Origin of the sequence: Dysgonomonas termitidis, from assembly GCF_042654545.1 — a bacterium.
GTDB classification, from domain to species: domain Bacteria; phylum Bacteroidota; class Bacteroidia; order Bacteroidales; family Dysgonomonadaceae; genus Dysgonomonas; species Dysgonomonas termitidis.
The window spans coordinates 15,566-36,829 of record NZ_JBHSGN010000132.1 but is presented as its reverse complement, the minus strand read 5'-3'; the positions used below and the strand labels follow the sequence as shown (position 1 = coordinate 36,829).

Sequence of the window (21,264 nt, the reverse complement as noted above, 5' to 3'; positions counted from 1 at the left end):
GTTAAAGAAATGTGTGGTAATATTCCTTTAATTTAATGATTTTCAAGAGATTGAGCAAGCATTCGGTACGCTTATTTTATTGATAATTAATCTTTTAATTAAATAAATCAGCCAATAGTTGCAACTACTGATTCGCATAATTAACAACACACTTTACCCGTCAAGCATGAGCGAAAGAAATAAATGATGTTACCTGAGTGTAAACATATGTACTTAAAGTTATCTTTATAATGCATGTTTTTTCCTAAAATTGCATAATGAAATAATCATAAAACAAATATCATTTATCATGAAATTCTTAAGAACACACGTATTAGCCATTTGTATTATCTTTTTATCGAATATCTCCATATTTGCGGGAGATATATCGATCCGGATAACAAAGAAGTATCTGAACCTCCCTGTTTCCCATAAAGCAGACCGCTCCCGGATGTCCTTCGAGATCGACGGCAAGCAGGAACGCTCGTTCGTTATCCGCCTTGCCCCCGGGGAAGCTGACTATTGGGTATTCTGCGATGTCACCTCCCTTAAGGGAAAGACTATAAAAATACAATATGACGGCGATGCTGCCGGACTGGGCAAGATATATCAGGACGATAATATAGAAGGTTGGGAAACCCTGTATAAAGAAAAGAACCGCCCGCAATTCCATTTTACTACGCAACGGGGCTGGATAAACGACCCTAACGGACTGATATTTTATGAAGGTGAATACCATCTTTTCTATCAGCACAATCCATACGAACGTGATTGGGAAAATATGCACTGGGGACATGCGGTCAGCAAAGACCTCATACATTGGCAACAACTGCCCGAAGCGCTCTATCCCGACCACCTGGGCACCATGTTTTCCGGCTCGGCCGTAATAGATTACGACAATACTGCCGGATATAATAAAGGCAATACACCTGCAATGATTGCATTTTTCACAGCCGCAAGCCCCGAAAAGCAGGTACAGGGCATGGCATACAGTCTCGACAAAGGGCGTACATGGACCAAATATGATAAAAACCCGCTGATAGATTCCAAAGCAAAATGGAATAGCCAGGATACCCGTGACCCTAAAGTATTCTGGTATGCACCGTCTAAACACTGGGTGATGGTACTCAACGAGCGCGACGGACATTCGATATACACATCGAAGAACCTGAAAGACTGGACATACGAGAGCCATGTGACAGGATTCTGGGAATGTCCCGATTTGTTTGAACTGGCTATCGACGGGAACAAGAACAATACCAAATGGGTGATGTACGGGGCTTCGGGTACATATATGCTCGGCAAATTCGACGGGAAAGTGTTCACCCCCGAATCCGGCAAGTACTATTACACAACAGGGTCTATCTATGCAGCCCAAACTTTCGCAAATATTCCCGCCAGTGACGGCAGGCGCATACAGATAGGCTGGGGCAGGATACAGCAACCGGGAATGCCATTCAACGGGATGATGTTGTTACCTACAGAGCTGACACTGCGTACTACAAAAGACGGCCCGAGACTGTTCAACGTTCCGGTAAACGAAACCGGGCAGTTATTTACGCCTGTGAAAGAATGGAGTAACCTGACATCCGGCGATGCAAACTCAAAAATGAAGGAGTTCTATGATTCTGACCGCCTCCGCATCAAAACGACAATCAAATTATCGCATGCAACCGATGCCGGATTCAACTTGTTCGGCCAGCGCATAATCGGCTACGATATGAACGGTAATTTGCTGAATGGTATGTTCTATTCACCGCAGGACATGACGAGTATGGAGCTATCTGCCGACATATATGTAGACCGGACTTCAATAGAAGTATTCATCGACGGCGGGGCATACTCGTATTCCATGGAAAGGAAACCGGACGAAAACAACAGGGAAGGATTCCATTTCTGGGGAAATAATATAGAAGTGAAAAAGCTTGAAGTATACTCCGTAAAATCGATTTGGTAATAAGTCTTCATATCGGCAAACGCTCTGTAATATCAATTCAGGGCGTTTTTGTATTTATCCTGATTGTATAATAGTTAAAAACCCGGTTTCATGCTATGGATATAACAAAAGTCATCTACTTTTGACTTAAGCTATAAAAACGCTGAGCGAACTTATTGCAAAGGCCAATATTCCATATACCTTGTCAGTATAATGCTTAGTCACGAAAGTATCTTCCTTATTTTCGACACTATGATAAACAAAATACAAGTCCGCACGCTTCTATTGCTAATATTGCTATCCTGCATCTTTTCATGTAGTGATGAAGGAAAGGAAAAGCAAAAATACGTCATCGGGTTTTCTCAATGCACTTCCGACCCGTGGCGGGAAGCTGTGATTCTGGAGATGCAGATAGAGGCTTCCAATTACAAAAATGTTGAGCTCGTCGTATACAATGCTCTGGGTAACAACAGCCGTCAGATATCCCAGATACGCAAACTTATATCTCAAAATGTAGATGCACTGATAATTTCACCTAACGAGGCTATCCCGATTACCGACGTTGCTGTCGAAGCATATGAGAAAGGAATACCTACGATCATACACGATAGAAAAATAAAGTCGGACAAATATACGGTCTCCATAGGTGCAAACAACTACAATATAGGTTTAGCCATAGGAGAATATATCAACAATATACTTAGCCCCGGCTCGAAAATACTGGAAATATGGGGGCTTGAAGGTTCTTCTCCTGCTATAGAACGTCACGAAGGCTTTATTGCCGCTCTCAACAAAAACAACGACTACAAGATAAATGAAGTTTACGGCAAATGGCAATACAACCTTGCGTTGGAAGAAACCAAGAAAATCAGTTCATATAATGATATCGACCTGATCTTCGCCCACAACGATATAATGGCCATAGCTGCCAGGGACGAGATTATGAGGCGCGATTCACTTGTGGCAAGGCGTATAAAGTTTATAGGCATCGACGGTGTCTATGGAGACAATTCAGGCATAGAAGCCGTTGCCAACGGCAACTTCGAAGCTTCTTTCCAGTACCCTACGGGCGGAGCCCTTGCCATACAGGTTGCAATAGATATACTGAACGGGAAACTTGTGAAAAAGAATTACATCCTCAACACGACAATCATAGACAAGACGAATGCCAAAACGATACTGGCCCAGTCCGAACAGCTGAATAATTATCAGGTAAGGATAAACAGGCAGAAAGAAGAAGAGCTCAATTTGTTGTCGCGGTTCAGGTTTCTGAGGAATTCCACATTCCTGATACTCGGTCTGCTCGCTGTCATAGTGCCCCTGTTGAGTTATGTGATGTATATGAACCTCAAGATAAAAAACAAAAACAGGGAACTGCATGACAAAAACCTGCTGGTAGAGACCCAAAAGCAGGAATTATCCGTCAAGAATGAGCAGATAGAAAATATCTCGAACCAGAAACTGCAGTTCTTCACAAATATCTCCCATGAAATCAGGACTCCGATCACCCTTATTGTCGGCCCTATAAATAAAATAATAAGGAGCAATAAGATCGACGTTTCTTTACGGGAAGATATTATTCTGATGAAACGGAACGTAGACAGGCTTTACCGCATTGTAAATCAGATACTGGACTTCCGGCGGATCGACAATAACAAGATGAAATTGATTCTGACCCAGACAGATATTGTTTCGCTGGCGGTCGAAGTCTTTGATTACTTTAAGGGCATTGCCGGGGAAAAACAAATCCGCTATGAATTCAGGACAGACATAAGAGAGCGGCTCATATATATCGATATCAATAAAATAGAGCAGGTTCTGGTCAATATCATATCCAATGCCTTCAAATATTCTTCTTCCAAAGGATTTGTCCTTGTCTCCATCGAAGAAAATAGCGATTCCATCAAAATAAGCGTAAAAGACAAAGGCATAGGGCTGACCGAAGAAGAACAGAGGCATATCTTCGAACGTTTCTATACAAGTAACAAAAACCTCGGCTCTTCGGGCTTCGGCATCGGATTGAATCTGGCCAAAGAATATATCGACTTACACGACGGAACAATCGACGTGGAAAGCCGGCAGGGAGAATATACAGTCTTCAGCATTACCTTATATAAGGATATCAACCATTATTCGCATGAGTATATAATCGAAGACATTTCATCCTTTATACCGAAAGACCGGAATGAAATGATAAACCAGGGTTTAATCCAGGAAAAGCTGGCTCAGTTTTACGATTATAAAATCCTGATAGTCGAAGACGATCCCGATGTACGAAGCTTCCTGCGAAAAGAGTTATCCGCCAATTTCGAAGTCAGGGTAGCAGAAAACGGGAATGAAGCAATCGGCATATTGAACGAAGGTAGCGATGTTACCCTGATTGTAAGCGACGTACTGATGCCCGAAATGAATGGCTTCGAACTTAGCAATAAACTAAAGACTAATATTGCATTCAGCCATATCCCTATCATATTGCTCACGGCCTTGTCCGAGAACAGCCAGCGCATGTACGGTTTTCTGGAAGGAGCGGACGAATATATCCAAAAGCCTTTTGATATCGATTTCCTGAAAATCAGGATTATAAATATCATATGGGAGCGACTGAGGATAAAAGAAGCCTTCATGGAAAAAATGCAGGCAGGATTCATTGAAAGTTCCGATCTCGACAGTGTAGTAGGCATGGATAATGCTTTCCGGAGTAAACTGATGAACTTGATAGAGATTTCGTATGAAAACTCCGATTTCAGCATAGAAGCCCTGAGCGAACATATAGGACTGTCAAGAGTACACCTTTACCGAAAGATAAAGACGCTTTTCGGCGTTTCACCTACCGATTTTCTCAGGAATTACAGGCTGAACATAGCGATTCAGTTACTGAAGCAGAAACAATACACAGTCAGCGAGATTGCATATATGACAGGGTTTACCTCTCCGGCATATTTTACAAAATGCTTTAAAACGCTGTATGCCACAACTCCTACCGAATATATTACATCTCTGTCTCAGGAAAACTTTCGCGGTTAAAAACTTTCACGAAGAAATCATAAATTAACTATATATAATCAAAAAGTAACAGAAGTAACGGAAAACTAATGTGCTAATTAGCCAATGTGCCAATTTCGTATCTCGTCTACTTGTATCTCGTAACCGTTCGCAGGACGAAGTACCTTGCAATTGAAAAAGGTAACAAACGTAACAGTTTTTTTGCAGGGGCAGACCTATATAGATAAAGTTTTCCTTTACCGATCCACATATTATCAAATTAGTTACATCGCAGTAACATAATTGATAGTATATGCAGCTTTTTTACAGATGTAACTATTGTTATATCATTTGTTTCATCCGTTATACTCCTATTTGTAAGATATGATTAAACTTGCAATGTTTTAGAATATCCATCAACGTTAAATCTAAACCTGTCTTATAAATGAAAAAGAATAATCAATCACTGTTTTTGTATACTTTCATCACGGTTCTGGGAGGACTTATTTTCGGCTTGAATATGGCCGGGATATCGGGTGCGATTCCTTTTATCCGGGAATATTTCGGGCTCGACGATATGACCCTGGGCTTTGTTGTCAGCATACTCACTATCGGCTGCCTGTGCGGTGCCATTATGGGAGGACGCTTCGGAGACCAGTTCGGGCGAAAGAGGGTCATGCTCTTTTCCGCGATATTATTTATCATATCTTCAGTCGGCTGCTCGGTGAGTTCGGGTATATACGGACTGATGATATTCCGTTTAATCGGTGGATTCGGCGTCGGGATGATTTCCGCAGTAGTGCCTGTATACATATCGGAAATATCTCCGGCAAAGCTGAGGGGAACATTAGTCTCTTATAACCAGTTGGCGGTAGTGATAGGTATCCTGATAGCCTATATCGTGGATTACATATTGCTGAATAATGAAAACAACTGGCGGATGATGCTGGGCTTCCCCCTTATTTTCAGCATTGTATATATACTGCTCCTGTTCATCCTGCCCGAAAGCCCGCGTTGGCTCTATATGAAAGGGCAAACCGACAAAGCAGGCCGGACAATAGAAAAGCTCGGATTGAGCAAGCAGGAATTCGACAATGTGACGCCAACAGGGAAAGCGGAAAAAGACGGCATGCAACTGAAATCGTTATTCAAGGGCAAGCTGGCCAAAATACTTATCATCGGCTCATTACTGGCCGCATTCCAGCAGATTACAGGTATAAACGTGATTATAAACTATGCCCCCACCATATTCGAGATGACAGGCGTTGCAGGCGATACAGCGCTGATACAATCCATTTATGTAGGTATTGTAAACCTGCTATTCACGCTTGTTGCCGTGTGGCTGGTAGACAGGCTGGGGCGTAAAGTGCTCCTGCTGTGCGGTTGTGCAGGCATGATACTGTCGCTCTTATATCTCATTTATACATTCATTGTCCCTTCGGCAAACGGTATAGGCGCATTGATTGCCGTATTATGCTATATAGGCTTCTTCGCGGCCTCTCTGGCTCCTGTCATGTGGGTGGTTACATCAGAGATCTATCCTTCGCGTATCAGGGGTACGGCCATGTCTGTCTCTACAGGCATAAGCTGGCTGTGCACTTTCCTCACGGTACAGTTTTTTCCGTGGATACTGAATAACCTGGGAGGTTCTATTGCTTTCGGTATCTTTGCCGCGTTCAGTGTTGTCGCCTTCATCTTCATTCTGGTATATATTCCCGAAACCAAAGGTAAATCATTGGAACAAATAGAAAAGGAACTCGGATTAAATGAATAATTTTATGGGAAATAAACATATAGTCATCGGAATCGGCGAATTATTATGGGATATACTGCCTTCGGGCAAAAAAGCAGGAGGAGCGCCTGTCAACTTTGCATTCCACGCCTCACAGACAGGAGCGGACGGCTATGCCATAAGCGCTCTGGGCGACGATGCCCTGGGCAATGAACTGATGCACGAACTGGATAAGAATAAAATCAATTACCTGATCGAAAAGGTCGGCTATCCGACCGGTACCGTACAGGTTACCCTTAACGAAGGCATACCGCAATACACTATAAATGAGAATGTGGCATGGGATTACATTCCGCTGACGGAAAGCATGAAACAACTGGTATCAAAAGCAGATGCTATATGTTTCGGGACTTTGGCCCAGCGGAGCCCTGTATCGGGAAATACGACTCTAGGGTTGCTCAGGCTGGTGAAAGAAGATGCCTATAAATTATTTGATATCAATTTGCGGCAGCATTTTTATTCGAAGGATATTATCGGGAATTCTCTGATGCACGCGAATTCATTTAAGGTAAACGATGAAGAACTCGAGGTTCTGAAAACACTGTTTTCGCTCGATATGGAAAACGAACAGGCCTGCCGTTGGTTTCTTTCCCGGTTCGGGCTAAAACTCGTTATACTCACGGCAGGAGAACTATACAGCACGGTATATACTCCCGGCGAAACATCGACTATAGAAACACCGAAAGTAAAAGTGGCCGATACTGTCGGCGCAGGCGATTGCTTTTCGGGCGTCCTGATTACGGCGCTGCTGAAAGGAAAAACGCTGAAAGAAGCCCACTCGATGGCTGTAAATGCAGCAGCGCATGTCTGTTCCTGTCAGGGAGCATGGGTAGCGCATCCGATATAATTATTATTTGCTGAGAACTTAAAATCTGATAGTATGAATTTACTCAAACATGCTTTATTACTCACTGCCGGTATTGGATTTATATTCAGTCCGGCAACCTGTAAAGAACACCGGGAAAAAGTCGTCACGATGGAGACACTGCTCGAAGAGATGGTTTCTGTCGAAGAATTATCCCGTTTCCCCGCTCCCTGCTATACCTGCCATCAGGAAAGCAGCTATGACAGGCGGTCTGTATCGCCCGGCGATCCTGCATGGTTCGCAAACGATGATGGATTCGGCATTGTCAGGGTAGATACGACAGGCGGCAGAATAGAGAAAGTAATGTTCGACCAAACAGGGCCGGGCGTGATAACCCGTATCTGGATTACTACATTGGATAAAAGAGGTACGTGGCGTTTCTATTTCGACGGTTCAGCCGAACCGGGATGGATTATTCCGGCCTACGACCTGATGCGGATAAATATTCCTTCTCTGGGACCCGGATTGCTACAGCCTCACACCAGTTATGAACCGGAAGGCAAAGGCGGAAATACGCTCTTCTTACCGATACCTTATGCCAAAGGCTGTAAAATCACATTCGAGGACGAACTGGGTGTGAATCCGACTCCTAAATATTACGGAATTAACTACCGGAAATACCCGGAGAATACAGCCATTGAAACCTTCTCGGCCGAAGTAGTAAAAAGGGCAGAAAAGAAAATTGCCGGAGTGGATAATTTACTGCTAAATCCTGTCCCGTCCAAAAATGGTAAAGTGATAAGCGACACTAAAGTACTGGCTGCTGCCGACTCCTTAACGCTGGAATTACCGGCAGGTGAGAACGCAGTTTATGAGATCAGGCTCAGTGTCAATCTGCAAGACTCAGCCGGTTTCGGACAACTGATGAGAGAAATTATCTTCTGCGCTCAATTCGACGGTAAACAGACAGTCTGGGCTCCCCTGAGCGATTATTCGGGAGGAGGAATGGGCGCACCTTATGTAAAAAGCTGGTATCTGTCCTCCGACGGAAAAGGCAATATCGTAAGCCGCTGGCTGATGCCATATCAAAAGAGCGGGATACTAAAGTTAATGAACATATCTTCCGCAAGCATCGGTGTAAAGATGGAAGCAAATGTATCGCCCCTCGCATGGGACGGGCGTTCTCTTTATTTCCATTGCTCATGGCGTCAGGAAACAGGGATTCCCGTTCACAAGTACGATGAGCCGGAGAATTGCACGGAATGGAATTTTGCGACTATCGAGGGTAAAGGCGTGTATATGGGAGACTTGCTATCGCTGTTCAACCACGCTCCCCGCTGGTACGGAGAAGGAGATGAAAAAATATGGGTAGACGGAGATACTTTCCCTTCGCACTTCGGCACAGGCACAGAAGATTACTATAACAGTTCGTGGGCGCCCGTTGTCCCATTCCACACACCTTTCGGCGGTGCGCCGAGGGCAGATCTGGATAGTTCGCATGGTTACAATGCCTTCTTCCGCACGCGTAACCTGGATGGAATCCCGTTCAGGGAAAAATTCAAATTCGATATAGAGATGATCGGCTGGCAGAGAGGGTATTCCGATTATGCAACAACGATCTATTGGTATGGAGACTTCAATGCCCGGGCCATCGGTACTTCAGGCATCGAAGAAGCTGCAAGAAAGCTAGTCCCTGTACCCGAGGATCCTGCAAACTACAAAATACCTGAAAGTATTGAATTCGAGGCCTTGAAGCCAACAAGAAAATCTACATCGTTACGCCTGGAAAAACAAAACGCTGCCGATTCATGGGATGGCAAATGGAGCGGAGCCGCACATTTACTGGCTCCGAACGGAAAAGCAGGAGATTTTGTCGAATTCGAATTTGATAATCTGAAAGACGGCAAGTATAAAATGGTCGTATATGCGACTCAGGCCAACGATTATGGAACCATCTCTTTCAGTGTGAATAACAGTCCGGCGAATATATCTTTTGACGGATATAGCAGTAATATAAAGCACTCGAAACCAATAAATCTTGGAAACTTTTCACCTGTGATGCAGAAAAGATTAAATTGAAAGTAGAAATTACGGGAACCAATAAATTATCGCAAGGTGCAAAGTATATGTTTGGATTGGATTGTATACAGCTAATTCTTCTACAATAACTTCATAAAACACTGAATATAAGCCTTTCTGATTAAGCCGCTATTCAGGCTTACGACAGATATTGATGACACTCGGAAACAAGTGTCACAGTGGGTACTATATCCCTTTTCGGATGAGCGGATACGAATAATACGAACTAACAGATATATTTTATATTCTATTTTTTTACTAAATCTAATATTGATTATGAATCATTTAAAACATTTGGCGGTGACAAACTTTATCAGTCTGTTACATACGCGGGTCAGGTATCTTGGCTTAGTCTTTCTATTTGTGTGGACAACAGCCATTGCTTACGCTGATACAAACCTCACGGCTCCCCAAAGAGTTGTCTCAGGGATGGTAACGGAAAAGGAAACAGGAGAGTTTCTTTCAGGAGCAACAGTCAGCATCAAAGGTTCTGCTAAAGGGACAATGACGGATGCCGACGGTAAATATTCGATTGAAGTAACTTCTGAAGACGACATCCTGGTATTTACTTTTATTGGCAAGAAGACGGTGGAAAAACCGGTAAGAAACACCAGTACGATAGACGTCGTTATGGAAGATGACGCTACTGCACTTAACGAGGTCGTTATCCAGACAGGTTATATGACGCAACGGAAAGCTGACCTCACCGGGTCGTTGGCTATTGCATCAGCTTCGGATATAGCCCAGAATCCATCTACGAATGTATTGAAATCGTTGCAGGGCAAATTGCCGGGAGTATTCATTACAGGCGATGGCAGCCCCGGAGCCAGTGTAAATATTCAGATAAGGGGGCTTACCTCATTGAATGCCCAGCCCGGGCCTCTGATTGTACTGGACGGACTAGCAGGCGATTATAATCTGCGCGATATAAATCCTGCAAATATCGAGTCCATACAGGTATTGAAGGATGCCTCTTCGGCGAGTATATATGGTTCGCGTGCCGCTGCCGGGGTAATTATTATCGAAACCAAAAAGGGTAAAGAGGGCGAGACAAAGATCAGTTATGACGGCAGAGTGCAGTTTTCTACGTGGACAAACAAGCCGGAACTGCTCAATACCGAAGAATACGGACACGCTTTGTGGCAGGCATTTGCAAATGACGGCAAACTGGGAGAAATAAAGCAAGGTGTAAGATATTTCAATTATGACTGGGATTATGACAGCAACGGGCATCCCGTACTGAAATCGGTGAAACCTGTAGAATGGCTGAACAACGCAAAAACAATGCGCCCTGCCGATACAAACTGGATTGATGAAATATCCCGGACAGGAGTATCCCACAATCATCAGATTTCTATTTCGAGCGGAAACGACAAATCCCGTACATTCTTCAATCTGGGTTATGAAGATACCCAGGGCATTCAGATAGAGACTTTCTGGAAGAAATATTCGGCACGTCTCAACACCGAATTCAATCTGATCAATAACCGATTGAAGATCGGCGAAAACTTCGAGATGAACTATATCAACTACCGTGAAGCAAATGAGGCCAGCTGGGCTGTAATGGAACCGCCTATCATCCCTGTTTATACCGATGCAGGAGGATGGGGAGGCGCCTCGCTGGATGTGGGAATGGATGACTACCGAAACCCTGTCATGAATCTGAAATTAGGCAAAGACAATGTAAATAAGTTCCTGAAAATAATAGGGAATACCTATGCCGACCTGATGATCATAAAAGGCTTGCATGCCCGTACTTCCTTTGGCGTGGATTATCGCGGATCATATTACCGTGCCGTAGATCCTAAATGGGATGAAGCGGATGGAGCCGGCAGGTCGGAGAAACTGAACTATGTGAGAAACGACCAGAACCATTTTCTCGAGTACCAATGGACCAATCAACTGAATTATAGCGGAAGATTCGGTAAGCATGATATCAATGCCGTTGCCGGAATCGAGTTTACAAAAGCGGAAACGGAAGGTTTCTATGCAAGAAAGAACGGGCTGATATTGGAAAACAGGGATTATGCATTCCTGGATGTAGCAACAGGCGACCAGATTACAGAAGCAAAAGGCTCAGGCGATGAATATGCATTGTTCTCTTATTTTGCAAAAGCAAATTATACTTACGACTCAAAATACTTGTTATCGGTAACATTCCGCCATGACGGGTCTTCCAAATTCGGGACTAACAACCAATGGGCTTCTTTCCCTGCATTTTCTTTAGGCTGGAGAATCAAAAATGAGCCTTTCATGGAAAAACTCGATTACCTCTCCGACCTGAAACTTCGGTTCAGCTGGGGTAAAAACGGTAACTCGGCTATTCCGGGCGGATGGCTGCAAAACAGCTATATGGCAAATTATGACAGGACTTCTTATGACCTGAATGGCACGGGAAGCGGTTCGTTAATGTCCGGCTACTATAAAGACAGGACGGGAAATCCAAGCCTTAGATGGGAAACGGTGACACAAACCAATTATGGTATCGACTACGGTTTCCTTGATCAAAGAATCAGCGGATCTATCGACTATTTTTATAAAAAGACAACAGATATGTTATACAGGCCTGAATATATGGCTGCTATCGGCGAAGGAGGCTACCGTTATGTGAACGGGCCGAGTATGGAAAACAACGGTATCGAACTTTTGGTAACTTACAGGAGTAAACCGTCTACGGACTTTAATTACAGCCTGACAGGAAACTTCGCCACTTTTAAAAACAAGATACTCGACCTGCCCGAATCTGTCCGCAGTGTATACGGTGGCAACGGTATGTTAGACGATATGATAGGGCGTCCGCGTTCTTCTTTCTACGGTTATGTCGCCGATGGTATTTTCAAGACACAGGAAGAAGTAGACAATTTGCCTCAACAGCCGGGGAAAGGCGTTGGCCGCATACGATATAAAGACCTCGACGGAGACGGAAATATAACATCCGACTACGACCGCACATGGATTGGCGTCGGTGATCCTGATTTCACATTCGGTCTCAATTTTCAGGCAAACTATAAGAATATAGATATGTCGGTATTCTTCCAGGGCGTATATGGAAACCAGGTGTGGGATGAATGGGTAGAATACAGCGATTTCTGGAATATCACTACCCGAAACAATAAGAATCACCTGAAAGGTGTTTTCGATGCATGGACACCTCAGAATCCGAACTCGGATATACCTGCACTGTCTACACAAAACCTGAATAACGAGGGGCGCTCTTCCACCTATTTTATAAAAGACGGTTCTTATCTGAAACTGAGAACTGTAGAAATAGGCTATACATTCCCGAAAAGCATAATAAAGAAAGCATCTATAAACCGTCTCAGAACCTACCTGTCTGCCAATAACCTGTTCACTATCAAGAAATGGTGGGCCGATGACAAGTTTACAGGGCCGGATCCCGAAAATGCAGGATTTGGATACGTAGTCCCATTTACTGTGACCTTAGGAGTTAATGTAACATTTTAATTAAACGAAGATTATGAAAATAATATATACATCTTTATTGCTGCCTATCCTGGCTTTAATAATGATTGGCTGCAACGACCAGTTGAATGTAAATGCAAAGGGGCTTCTTTCCGAAGATTTTATGTTCGGAAAGCCCGAATATATCGAAGGCTTTGTTACTCCGTGCTACTCGGCAATACCAAACCTGCCGTGGACAGATTCTCATAACGGGTGGATGCATGGCTCGATAAGGTCGGACGATGCTTATAAAGGAGGTTCAGGTACCAGCGACCAGCAAGCCTGGTATGAGATGGAGATTTTTTCGTCGGTAGTACCTACCATCGACAGGAATGACGGGGTATGGACAAGCGGTTATTTTGCCATATCCAGGTATAATACCGCCCTCCATGCACTATCTATGGTAAATGACGAGAACTATCCGCTGAAAAGTGTACGCACGGGAGAAGTAAAGTTCCTGCGCGGGTCTACATACTTTTTCATGAAAACCCTGTGGAGATATATCCCATGGATCGATGAAATTACAGCCCGTGATTCGGACGCAATCAGGCAGACTTCCAACAGAGCTGATGGTTCGGACGACTCTCAACTATGGAAAAACATTGTAGCCGACCTCGAAGAAGCAGTAAGGCTACTACCCGATAAGCAAACCGAACCCGGCCGGGTAAATAAAAACACCGCCCGTGCAATGGCTGCAAAAGCTTTACTCTTCATGGCTTATGAACAAGATGAAAGGCATCAGGTGGTAAATATCAATAAGGAAACGCTCAACCGCGCTTTGGTATACATCAACGAAATTACAGGACAGGAAGGTAAAACCGTAGACCTTTGCAGTGATTATGCTGATAACTTCCTGCCCGAATATGACAATAATACAAAGGAAGCATTATGGGAGCTGCAATATTCCATGAGTGACGGAACCTCGAACGGAGGGAATACAAATAACGGATCGGAACTGAATGCCCCGTCATGGGAGCCTTATTTTCCATGTTGCGATTTTCATAAAGTGAGCTTTAATCTAGCCAATGCCTTCAGGACAGATGCCGACGGGTTGCCACTTTTCACTACTTTCAACGATGCCGAACTGAAAGGCAACTATCCGACTTATTTTGCATCCAACTCATTCGACCCTCGGCTCAGCCACACGGCTGCCATACCGGGATATCCGTTCAAATATGATCCGGAATTACTCTTTCAGGAGAGTGCTTCGCGAAGCCCCGGAGACTATGGATATCTGAAATCCATGAAGGAATTGGTACATCCCGATTGTGCCTGCCTTATCGTAAACCGGAATTCACTGAATGTAAAGCAGATCCGCTATGCTGAAGTTCTGCTGTGGAAAGCAGAAATCCTGATTCAACTGGACAGGTTTGCAGAAGCCCGTCCTATCATCAATCAGCTTCGCAAAAGGGCTGAGGACAGCACCATCCGCCTGAGAAAAAAGGATGGCTCTTATCATCTCAATTACAAGATAAGCCAATATCCGAACGATGCCAAATGGACTAAGGAATATGCATGGAAAGCCCTGATGTTTGAAAACAGAATGGAGACAGCTTGCGAAGGCAGACGTTTCTTCGACTTGCAAAGATGGGGTATACTGGAGCCTACAATGAATGAATATTTCAGAAAAGAAAGAACCCGGTTTTCGTGGATGAACAATGCTTCATTTGTGACTGGAAGAGACGAATATAAACCTATTCCGCAAAACCAGCTGAACTGGTCTATGGGGGTTTATATACAAAACCCGGGCTATTAATCCAATGATCATCAAAAACAGAATAGATATGAAAAGAATAATATATATACTTTCGGTTATATGCATAGCCCTAATGGCTAACAGCTGCTACGACAGAGATATAATCGATTATAAAGAAGGAGTGACGCTCCCCACAGTGACAGAGCTAAAATATACGCTGACCAATCCCGATAAGATTAAACTGGAGTGGAACATACCCGGCAATATACCTGATGAAATGAAAAGGCCTGTATCAGTATATATCCAGGTATACAGGAATACAACTGTTCCCGAACACCAGATCGTACTGACCGGTGAGCCGGCCAGCTGGGAATATACGATGCAAGAACCCGATGCGAAATATAAGGTAACCGTAAAGATGGTAGGGAAGCTAAAAGAGAAGACATACGGCCAGTCCGATGACATATACTCTTTAGGGCAAACAGTAGATATAGATTGAGGTTTTATTAAGCAGGTAATAATACATTACCTGCTTTTTCATATCTATAAACCAAACAAATATATGATAATCATACAATTACAATGAATTCCTGATATTAAGATTCCACGGATTCTCGATAGTCTCTATAGCCTTTTTGTTTATAAGGGAAGCCATTGTTTTTCCCATTTGCTTGAAATCGGCAGACAGGGTAGCTATGCCGCCAGCCAGAATCTCTTTTAGAGGAGTATCATTATATGATATTATCCCGAATTGCTTGCCGGCAGTGAATTCTTGTTTATCAGCCTGCTTCAGCAAATCCACTAAAACCCTGTCATTCACCAGAATAAACAAATCTCTTTTCTTTATTTTCCTGTCTTTGACGGAATCCAGATATTTATGTTCAAACCCGTGCTCCTTACAAAATCTCTGTAAGCCATCGTAGCGTTCATAGGGCTCTTTTTCCTCGCTTTGAACCATAAAAATACGCTCGTATTTCTGGATATGCGACAGTCCGAAATTCAGGGCTTCATATGTATCTTTCTCAAAATTCAGGGCTACGGACGAATATTTTCCTTCTAACTCAGGATGGTAAGTAAAGATTTCAAGCATAAAATAATATTAAACAAGCAAAATAAAATTGATTTTTAATTAAACCTTATCTTGTTTTAGATAATAAAACAAGAAGCTCTATTGAACCTTAGTTGTTCCGATTTGCCTATATATCCAAGCTGATTACATAAAAGAGTTGTATTGCCAACCTGTATACTTCCTGTATTCCGGTGAGAATGCCTATAAATCCAATAGTCTGGATTATAAAGCTTTATGAGTTTTTCCAAATCAGAATAGTATGCACAATTCATCCGGTTTCCTTTGAATTCATCGGCCATACACTGAAGAGCAGGTGCATGATGCGATACTATAACCCTTTTTCCTTTTCTCTCCTGCAATTCTTTCATCAGGAATTCAATGTATTGGCTATGCAATTTATTGTATATATCTACCGTCAGTAATTCTCCATTATGTCGGATAAACTTAAAATCGGGATATGTATTCTTAACTATGTCCTCCGCTGATACCGGAATAAAAGACCAGAGAGGGGGCATTATAATTCAATTCCGCTTATAACTTCGCATTTGTTATAATACCAATGGATGTTTTCCCTGATTTTTATTTTCATCCCATTTTATTTATAGACGAAACAGGATAAACTTTGGTAATATGGCCTGCCAGACGATCAGCAATGTAGGGGGTTGTTGAGATAAGTATAAAGCCTATCGGTTATCCACTATTAATCCGGGCAATGTCATCTTCAGTAATATAGACTGTTCCAAATATAGATTTTATAGAGTCAGGAAAGATGGTATATAATATGATCCTCTTTACTGAGAAGATCAATGTTATATATCTAAGGCTTCTAATGTCTTTTTATAGCTATTCAAACTCTTGAAGCCGACCAAATATATGAGCTCTTCTTCCTGAAGGGTGGCATAAGCTGAAGATTTTCTTATTTGCTCTAATTCTTCCAATCTGCACTTATTAATGTAAACACTAAAACTTGACAGGTAGTTTTCATTAATAAAGCGGGATAGGTATGTCCGGTTCGTGCCAAGTAATAATGCCAGATCGGTTATACTCAGGTTATAGTTGAGAAAAGGTTTTTGTTTTTTTATAAATGCTTCGAACTCATTTTTGTTTAAGGGCCCGTAATTGCCGCCCTCATTTTCTTTTTCCTGTGATACTACATCTTCAGTAATAGAAATAAAATTATTCGTGAATATATTATAACACAGGATAATTTCAAAAATAAAGGCAAAACAATTGAAAAATATCTTTGTAAGGTATTCAAGTGTGCTCCCGGGATCCGATAAAAGGAACAGGATTGGAATAGGAACATAAGTTATCAGATAAATCAATAATACTTCATAAATCCAGTTTAATGAAGAAGCCTCCACATTTGCAGAATAATGAATGATATTCTTCCTGTATTTTAACATCCTTCTAAGGGATAGTATAAAATAAAATATTATAAATACACTCCTTACCGGGATTCTCATGTAATCAAACCTGCAGAACCACTCATGATTTTGCACAATATATATTTCCCGGGTTGCTAAACCTGTCCTGATTTCATCAGGAACGAAAAAGCTCCATGAGGTATAGACAATATAAAATAATACCGGGAAAACATAATGCTTATAGGAAAAAGGTTCGTCAATGTGAAGCTTGGTTAATAAAAATATTATGTGATAAAAACCGACCGAAGCCAACATGACTATCAGGTAAAATAAGGAGGATATATTTATAAATACTTCTATCTCATAATTCAGGAAAAATGTACATATATGATACGAAGAGAGAATAAGATAGAAATATATCGTGTGGAACTGCACTTTGCGGTTAAACGTATTTTCCTCTGATAAGTAAACCTGTTTTGCCGATAATAATACAGTACAGCATATAGCTGCAGACAAAGATATTGAAAAAGTCGCCAATAATATGACCTGATTAGCATCTAACATATATTTCAATAAATCTAATGATTATTCTTTCGTTTTTTTTACTCTCCAATAACTTCTTATACTTCCGAATCCTGCCTGACCGCATAATGATCCAATGCTTTTTCCCTGATTTTTTTTTAATCTTAAAAGCCTATCCATTTCCATGAGACGCCATGAATTTACATAATCCTTGAAATTCATACCGTAAATTTCATTGATAAAACGGGACAGGTAGGTTCTGTTTGTAATGAAAATACCGGTTAGATCTGTAATTTTTAAGTCTGCATTAAGATATGGCTTATGTACCCTGAAATATTTTTCAAATTCTTTCTGGTTTATAACACTATTATCAAACGTTTCATTTTCGCTTGTTCTCAACTCATTTATAACATCCGTGCGGATATTCATTATATTCCCTCCACGGGTCATTATACTGTTGCTGATATCCTGATACACAAATACATATTCCCTCAGTAACGTATGAAAAGTCAACAAAGAGCATATAAGAGGCTGTACAATAATATATAAAACCAGAGAGCTTATGGTTGGATTCAAAGCATATAGTACCATGCATGCGACAGTTATAAATTTAAGCGAAATAACCCAGTATAACCAGGTTATGCGTATCTCTTTTTTATCGCCGGAAAATTTCTTGTTCAGTGTTTCATGGTATTCCTTTACCTTTCGCAAGCTTAATATCGTATAAAAAAGGATATATAAACTGCAAGTAACAAAAAAATAATTTTCCAGATAGTAACTGAGATCTCCCAGAGACGTAAGAATTCCAAAATCGCGGTAATAAAACAGGGACTGGACAAGTAACAATAATATCGGTACATAGTAATGGAATATTGGTATTGTCTTATTTCTCCTCTCATTAATAGTCACCTCAGAAACAAAATGGTAAAACAATACCTGCATTACCTGTATTCCTAAAGATGATAATGGCAGTATATACCTGATAATACTTTCCAGCGCCTGGTACATACCTGAAAAGAAAAGAATCGTAAATGATATTAAGAGATAAGCAGCCACAATTACCCTTATCCGGTTTTCTTTAGGCGGAAGTTTCTGCCGGAAAGAATAGGCAAACAGCCCGAACGAAGTCAAAGCTATTGCGGCGGGAATAAACGATGATGTACTATTTAAATCTTCAAAGGATATACCACCTAAATCCATTTTGTCTCTGTGCCAAATTGTAAATTTACATAAGAAAAGTCATACAAATATATGTATATTTTATGCTTAAAATCAATTGTTTCCAAATAATTTATTATATGGCATTGGTAACTTTTTACCAAATAAAATATAATACATTAAAACAGGGCTAATTTTGTAATCCGATAAAATATCGAACATATAATTTGAAGACGAAACAATAAACAGCTTATTTATCTTATCAACAATGAAATATTTATTTTCAAAATTAATCATAATTATAACTTTACTGATTATTACACTTTATGCTCAGGCTCAGGTAACGATAGGTTCCGGAGTTGAGCCTCAGAATGGAGCCCTCCTTCAGCTGAAGGAAACGGAAAATGAAGATGATAACTCCAGCAGGGGATTACTTTATCCCCGCGTATCACTCGTCAAAGCGAATGGACTATTCCCGATGTACGGTATGCCCGGTAATGAAAACGCAACCTACACAACAGATAAAGCTACAGTGGATAAATCCCACACCGGTTTGGTCGTATTCAATACAACAGACAATCCAACCCCAACACAAGAAAAAGATGTTTTCACTCCGGGCCTGTATATCTGGGATGGCAGTTTATGGAAAAGGATGGACACCAGGTTAGTTGTCTCCCCGGAAATCCAGGAACTGAAGTGTGCCAGTGCCACTTTATCCCCTGCACAGTACCAGGCGGGTACCCCTTATTCCGGAACACTGATAATACCCTATATTGGAGGTAACGGTGGAGAATACAACTCGCATATGATTTCTACGACTAATGGCCTGACCGCAATATTGCAACCCGGGAATTTAGCTGTAGGTAATGGCTCTCTGTATTATAGCGTTGAAGGTATGCCTATAGAATCATCACCCGTAACGACTGAGTTTGTAATAACTGATTTTCTGGGACAAAATTGCTCCGCTATAGTCGGGGATGTAAAAAATGTCAAAGTAATGGAATATGCAAGATCCGTTATCGCTCTTCCGGGTGCTCTATCTCTGGGTCAAGACTTCTATGCAACTCCCATTACAATGGGAAACCTGAATATCCGGTATGTAGGCTGGAACTATCTATTGGGAGGAAGCGGAGAAGGTTTTCAACTATCGACAAATGTCGATACGCATTTAAGTTATTATTATGATAAAGCCGGCCTGGGAGGACATTACAGCCTCTGGGGTAAGAAATCGCTGAAAGCGGGTATATGGCTGGCTCTGGATAAAGGAGACAATGTTTACCAGAGTAGCAGCACTGCTTATACAATAAGTTCGATCAACAGGGATTTTGCCGTATTATTGGTATCCCTTCACAATACGCAGGAAGTTTACAGGGTAACATTTAATATAAACGGAGAGATAGCGGCCTCAAATGGTATTCTGGGAATTCCTGCTACACTGACTACCTTTATCGAAAGACTGGAATAATCCAAATATCAGGGGATATAGTTTCCCTGCACGTTCTTATAATAATGCCAACATGTAATCTTTAAGTTGTCTTGCATGAAACATCAGTACCCACCAGGGAGATATTGCTTGTAGTCTTCAATACATTTGTCTCAACTAGCTTACTTATTCCTGTCCGCCACTTGAGAAAGCAGCCGGCACGGGACTTGGAGGGTATTGATGTTTTATATGAAACAACGCAATGACTTACACTAATCTTTTGGATATACAACAAAGCTATAAACTAAACAGGATTGAACGACATGAAACTAGCAAACTTTAAGCAAAAACGATGTGTATGGACAATATTCAGAATGCTGCTGTTACTGGGTATATTTTCCTTTACACAGACTATACCCGCCCAGGTAACAATCGGCTCGGGAGAGCCTTTTCACGAAAAAGCACTCCTTGACTTGAAAGAACATGCGGACGGAACGGCTTCCAAAGGATTAATACTGCCCCGTGTATCACTTCTTTCATCCAGTGATTATTTTGGAATAACGGATCATATGAAAGGAACAATCGTGTATAATACCAATACTTCTGATTCATCGGTCCCTATTGAAAACAGGGTGTCCGCAGGCTTTTATTATAATAACGGGTCCCGTTGGGAAAAACTGTACCTAGGATATACCAACTGGTTTTATATGCCTTCCATCGTTTTCGACACATCATCCACCGGACTCCAGTCGGCAAAGAACATCTATCAGTTGTACATAAACCAGTTTAAAACGCCGAAGCTTGTAAGTCCGGGGGCTCCACCCTCTATCCCGTACCTGCCTCTTGCAACCGACCTGTACTACTATATCACCGATTATGATGAAGATGTTTTTGAGATCGTATCTTTAACCGACGAGGGTATATTAACCTATAAAGTGAAACAGGCAGCCTCGGATTACTCGCTGATCGATATTGTTTTTGTTTTAAAATAAGT

13 protein-coding genes and 1 pseudogene are annotated in these 21,264 nt (G+C 41.8%); 10 read left to right on the top strand and 4 right to left on the bottom strand.

Annotation, left to right across the window (positions count from 1 at the left end; all coding sequences use genetic code 11):
* Window positions 1-289: 289 nt before the first annotated feature.
* From ACFO6W_RS21880 to ACFO6W_RS21845, 8 genes are all read left to right on the top strand, one after another.
* Entirely contained in the window at window positions 290-1,936 is a 1,647-nt protein-coding gene (locus ACFO6W_RS21880) for a glycoside hydrolase family 32 protein (RefSeq protein WP_380000473.1), read from the top strand.
* 231 nt (window positions 1,937-2,167) lie between these two features.
* Window positions 2,168-4,939 (top strand): substrate-binding domain-containing protein, encoded by a 2,772-nt coding sequence (locus ACFO6W_RS21875; protein ID WP_380000470.1) that lies wholly within the window; start codon window positions 2,168-2,170, stop codon window positions 4,937-4,939.
* 403 nt (window positions 4,940-5,342) lie between these two features.
* Window positions 5,343-6,671 carry a sugar porter family MFS transporter gene (locus ACFO6W_RS21870; RefSeq protein WP_380000468.1) on the top strand — a complete coding sequence of 443 codons (1,329 nt, stop codon included), beginning with the start codon at window positions 5,343-5,345 and terminating at the stop codon, window positions 6,669-6,671.
* Between the two features lie 4 nt (window positions 6,672-6,675).
* Window positions 6,676-7,536, top strand: coding sequence for a carbohydrate kinase family protein (locus ACFO6W_RS21865; RefSeq protein WP_380000466.1), 861 nt, complete (start codon window positions 6,676-6,678; stop codon window positions 7,534-7,536).
* A 33-nt stretch (window positions 7,537-7,569) separates the two neighbouring features.
* Window positions 7,570-9,573 (top strand): glycoside hydrolase family 172 protein, encoded by a 2,004-nt coding sequence (locus tag ACFO6W_RS21860; protein WP_380000464.1) that lies wholly within the window; start codon window positions 7,570-7,572, stop codon window positions 9,571-9,573.
* A 276-nt stretch (window positions 9,574-9,849) separates the two neighbouring features.
* Window positions 9,850-13,038, top strand: coding sequence for a SusC/RagA family TonB-linked outer membrane protein (locus tag ACFO6W_RS21855; protein WP_380000462.1), 3,189 nt, complete (start codon window positions 9,850-9,852; stop codon window positions 13,036-13,038).
* 13 nt (window positions 13,039-13,051) lie between these two features.
* A complete protein-coding gene (locus ACFO6W_RS21850; protein WP_380000460.1) occupies window positions 13,052-14,791 on the top strand; it encodes a RagB/SusD family nutrient uptake outer membrane protein in 1,740 nt (579 codons plus the stop codon).
* Between the two features lie 28 nt (window positions 14,792-14,819).
* Entirely contained in the window at window positions 14,820-15,230 is a 411-nt protein-coding gene (locus ACFO6W_RS21845; protein ID WP_380000458.1) for a DUF4945 domain-containing protein, read from the top strand.
* Window positions 15,231-15,308: 78 nt separating this feature from the next.
* On the opposite strand, the pseudogene ACFO6W_RS21840 reads toward ACFO6W_RS21845, so the two are convergent.
* The 4 genes and pseudogenes from ACFO6W_RS21840 to ACFO6W_RS21825 form a co-directional block, all read right to left on the bottom strand.
* A pseudogene (locus tag ACFO6W_RS21840) lies at window positions 15,309-15,824 on the bottom strand (substrate-binding domain-containing protein); the annotation flags it as partial.
* A 53-nt stretch (window positions 15,825-15,877) separates the two neighbouring features.
* A complete protein-coding gene (locus ACFO6W_RS21835) occupies window positions 15,878-16,315 on the bottom strand; it encodes a metallophosphoesterase family protein (protein WP_380000456.1) in 438 nt (145 codons plus the stop codon).
* Window positions 16,316-16,609: 294 nt separating this feature from the next.
* Window positions 16,610-17,206, bottom strand: coding sequence for a helix-turn-helix domain-containing protein (locus tag ACFO6W_RS21830; RefSeq protein WP_380000454.1), 597 nt, complete (start codon window positions 17,204-17,206; stop codon window positions 16,610-16,612).
* Window positions 17,207-17,752: 546 nt separating this feature from the next.
* Complete coding sequence (locus ACFO6W_RS21825) at window positions 17,753-18,889, bottom strand: hypothetical protein (protein WP_380000452.1); 1,137 nt, start codon at window positions 18,887-18,889, stop codon at window positions 17,753-17,755.
* Between the two features lie 226 nt (window positions 18,890-19,115).
* Here ACFO6W_RS21825 and ACFO6W_RS21820 point away from each other — a divergent pair, with 226 nt between their 5' ends.
* Complete coding sequence (locus ACFO6W_RS21820) at window positions 19,116-20,312, top strand: hypothetical protein (protein ID WP_380000450.1); 1,197 nt, start codon at window positions 19,116-19,118, stop codon at window positions 20,310-20,312.
* Between the two features lie 281 nt (window positions 20,313-20,593).
* Complete coding sequence (locus tag ACFO6W_RS21815; protein WP_380000448.1) at window positions 20,594-21,262, top strand: hypothetical protein; 669 nt, start codon at window positions 20,594-20,596, stop codon at window positions 21,260-21,262.
* Window positions 21,263-21,264 lie beyond the last annotated feature (2 nt).

Bases quoted from the DNA above. Each gene is read 5' to 3' on its own strand.
- ACFO6W_RS21855 (WP_380000462.1), top strand. From the start codon at position 9,850: ATGAATCATTTAAAACATTTGGCGGTGACAAACTTTATCAGTCTGTTA.
- ACFO6W_RS21845 (WP_380000458.1), top strand. From the start codon at position 14,820: ATGAAAAGAATAATATATATACTTTCGGTTATATGCATAGCCCTAATG.
- ACFO6W_RS21830 (WP_380000454.1), bottom strand. From the start codon at position 17,206: ATGTTAAAATACAGGAAGAATATCATTCATTATTCTGCAAATGTGGAG.
- ACFO6W_RS21870 (WP_380000468.1), top strand. From the start codon at position 5,343: ATGAAAAAGAATAATCAATCACTGTTTTTGTATACTTTCATCACGGTT.
- ACFO6W_RS21880 (WP_380000473.1), top strand. From the start codon at position 290: ATGAAATTCTTAAGAACACACGTATTAGCCATTTGTATTATCTTTTTA.
- ACFO6W_RS21860 (WP_380000464.1), top strand. From the start codon at position 7,570: ATGAATTTACTCAAACATGCTTTATTACTCACTGCCGGTATTGGATTT.
- ACFO6W_RS21850 (WP_380000460.1), top strand. From the start codon at position 13,052: ATGAAAATAATATATACATCTTTATTGCTGCCTATCCTGGCTTTAATA.
- ACFO6W_RS21815 (WP_380000448.1), top strand. From the start codon at position 20,594: ATGAAACTAGCAAACTTTAAGCAAAAACGATGTGTATGGACAATATTC.
- ACFO6W_RS21875 (WP_380000470.1), top strand. From the start codon at position 2,168: ATGATAAACAAAATACAAGTCCGCACGCTTCTATTGCTAATATTGCTA.
- ACFO6W_RS21820 (WP_380000450.1), top strand. From the start codon at position 19,116: ATGAAATATTTATTTTCAAAATTAATCATAATTATAACTTTACTGATT.
- ACFO6W_RS21865 (WP_380000466.1), top strand. From the start codon at position 6,676: ATGGGAAATAAACATATAGTCATCGGAATCGGCGAATTATTATGGGAT.
- ACFO6W_RS21825 (WP_380000452.1), bottom strand. From the start codon at position 18,889: ATGGATTTAGGTGGTATATCCTTTGAAGATTTAAATAGTACATCATCG.
- ACFO6W_RS21835 (WP_380000456.1), bottom strand. From the start codon at position 16,315: ATGCCCCCTCTCTGGTCTTTTATTCCGGTATCAGCGGAGGACATAGTT.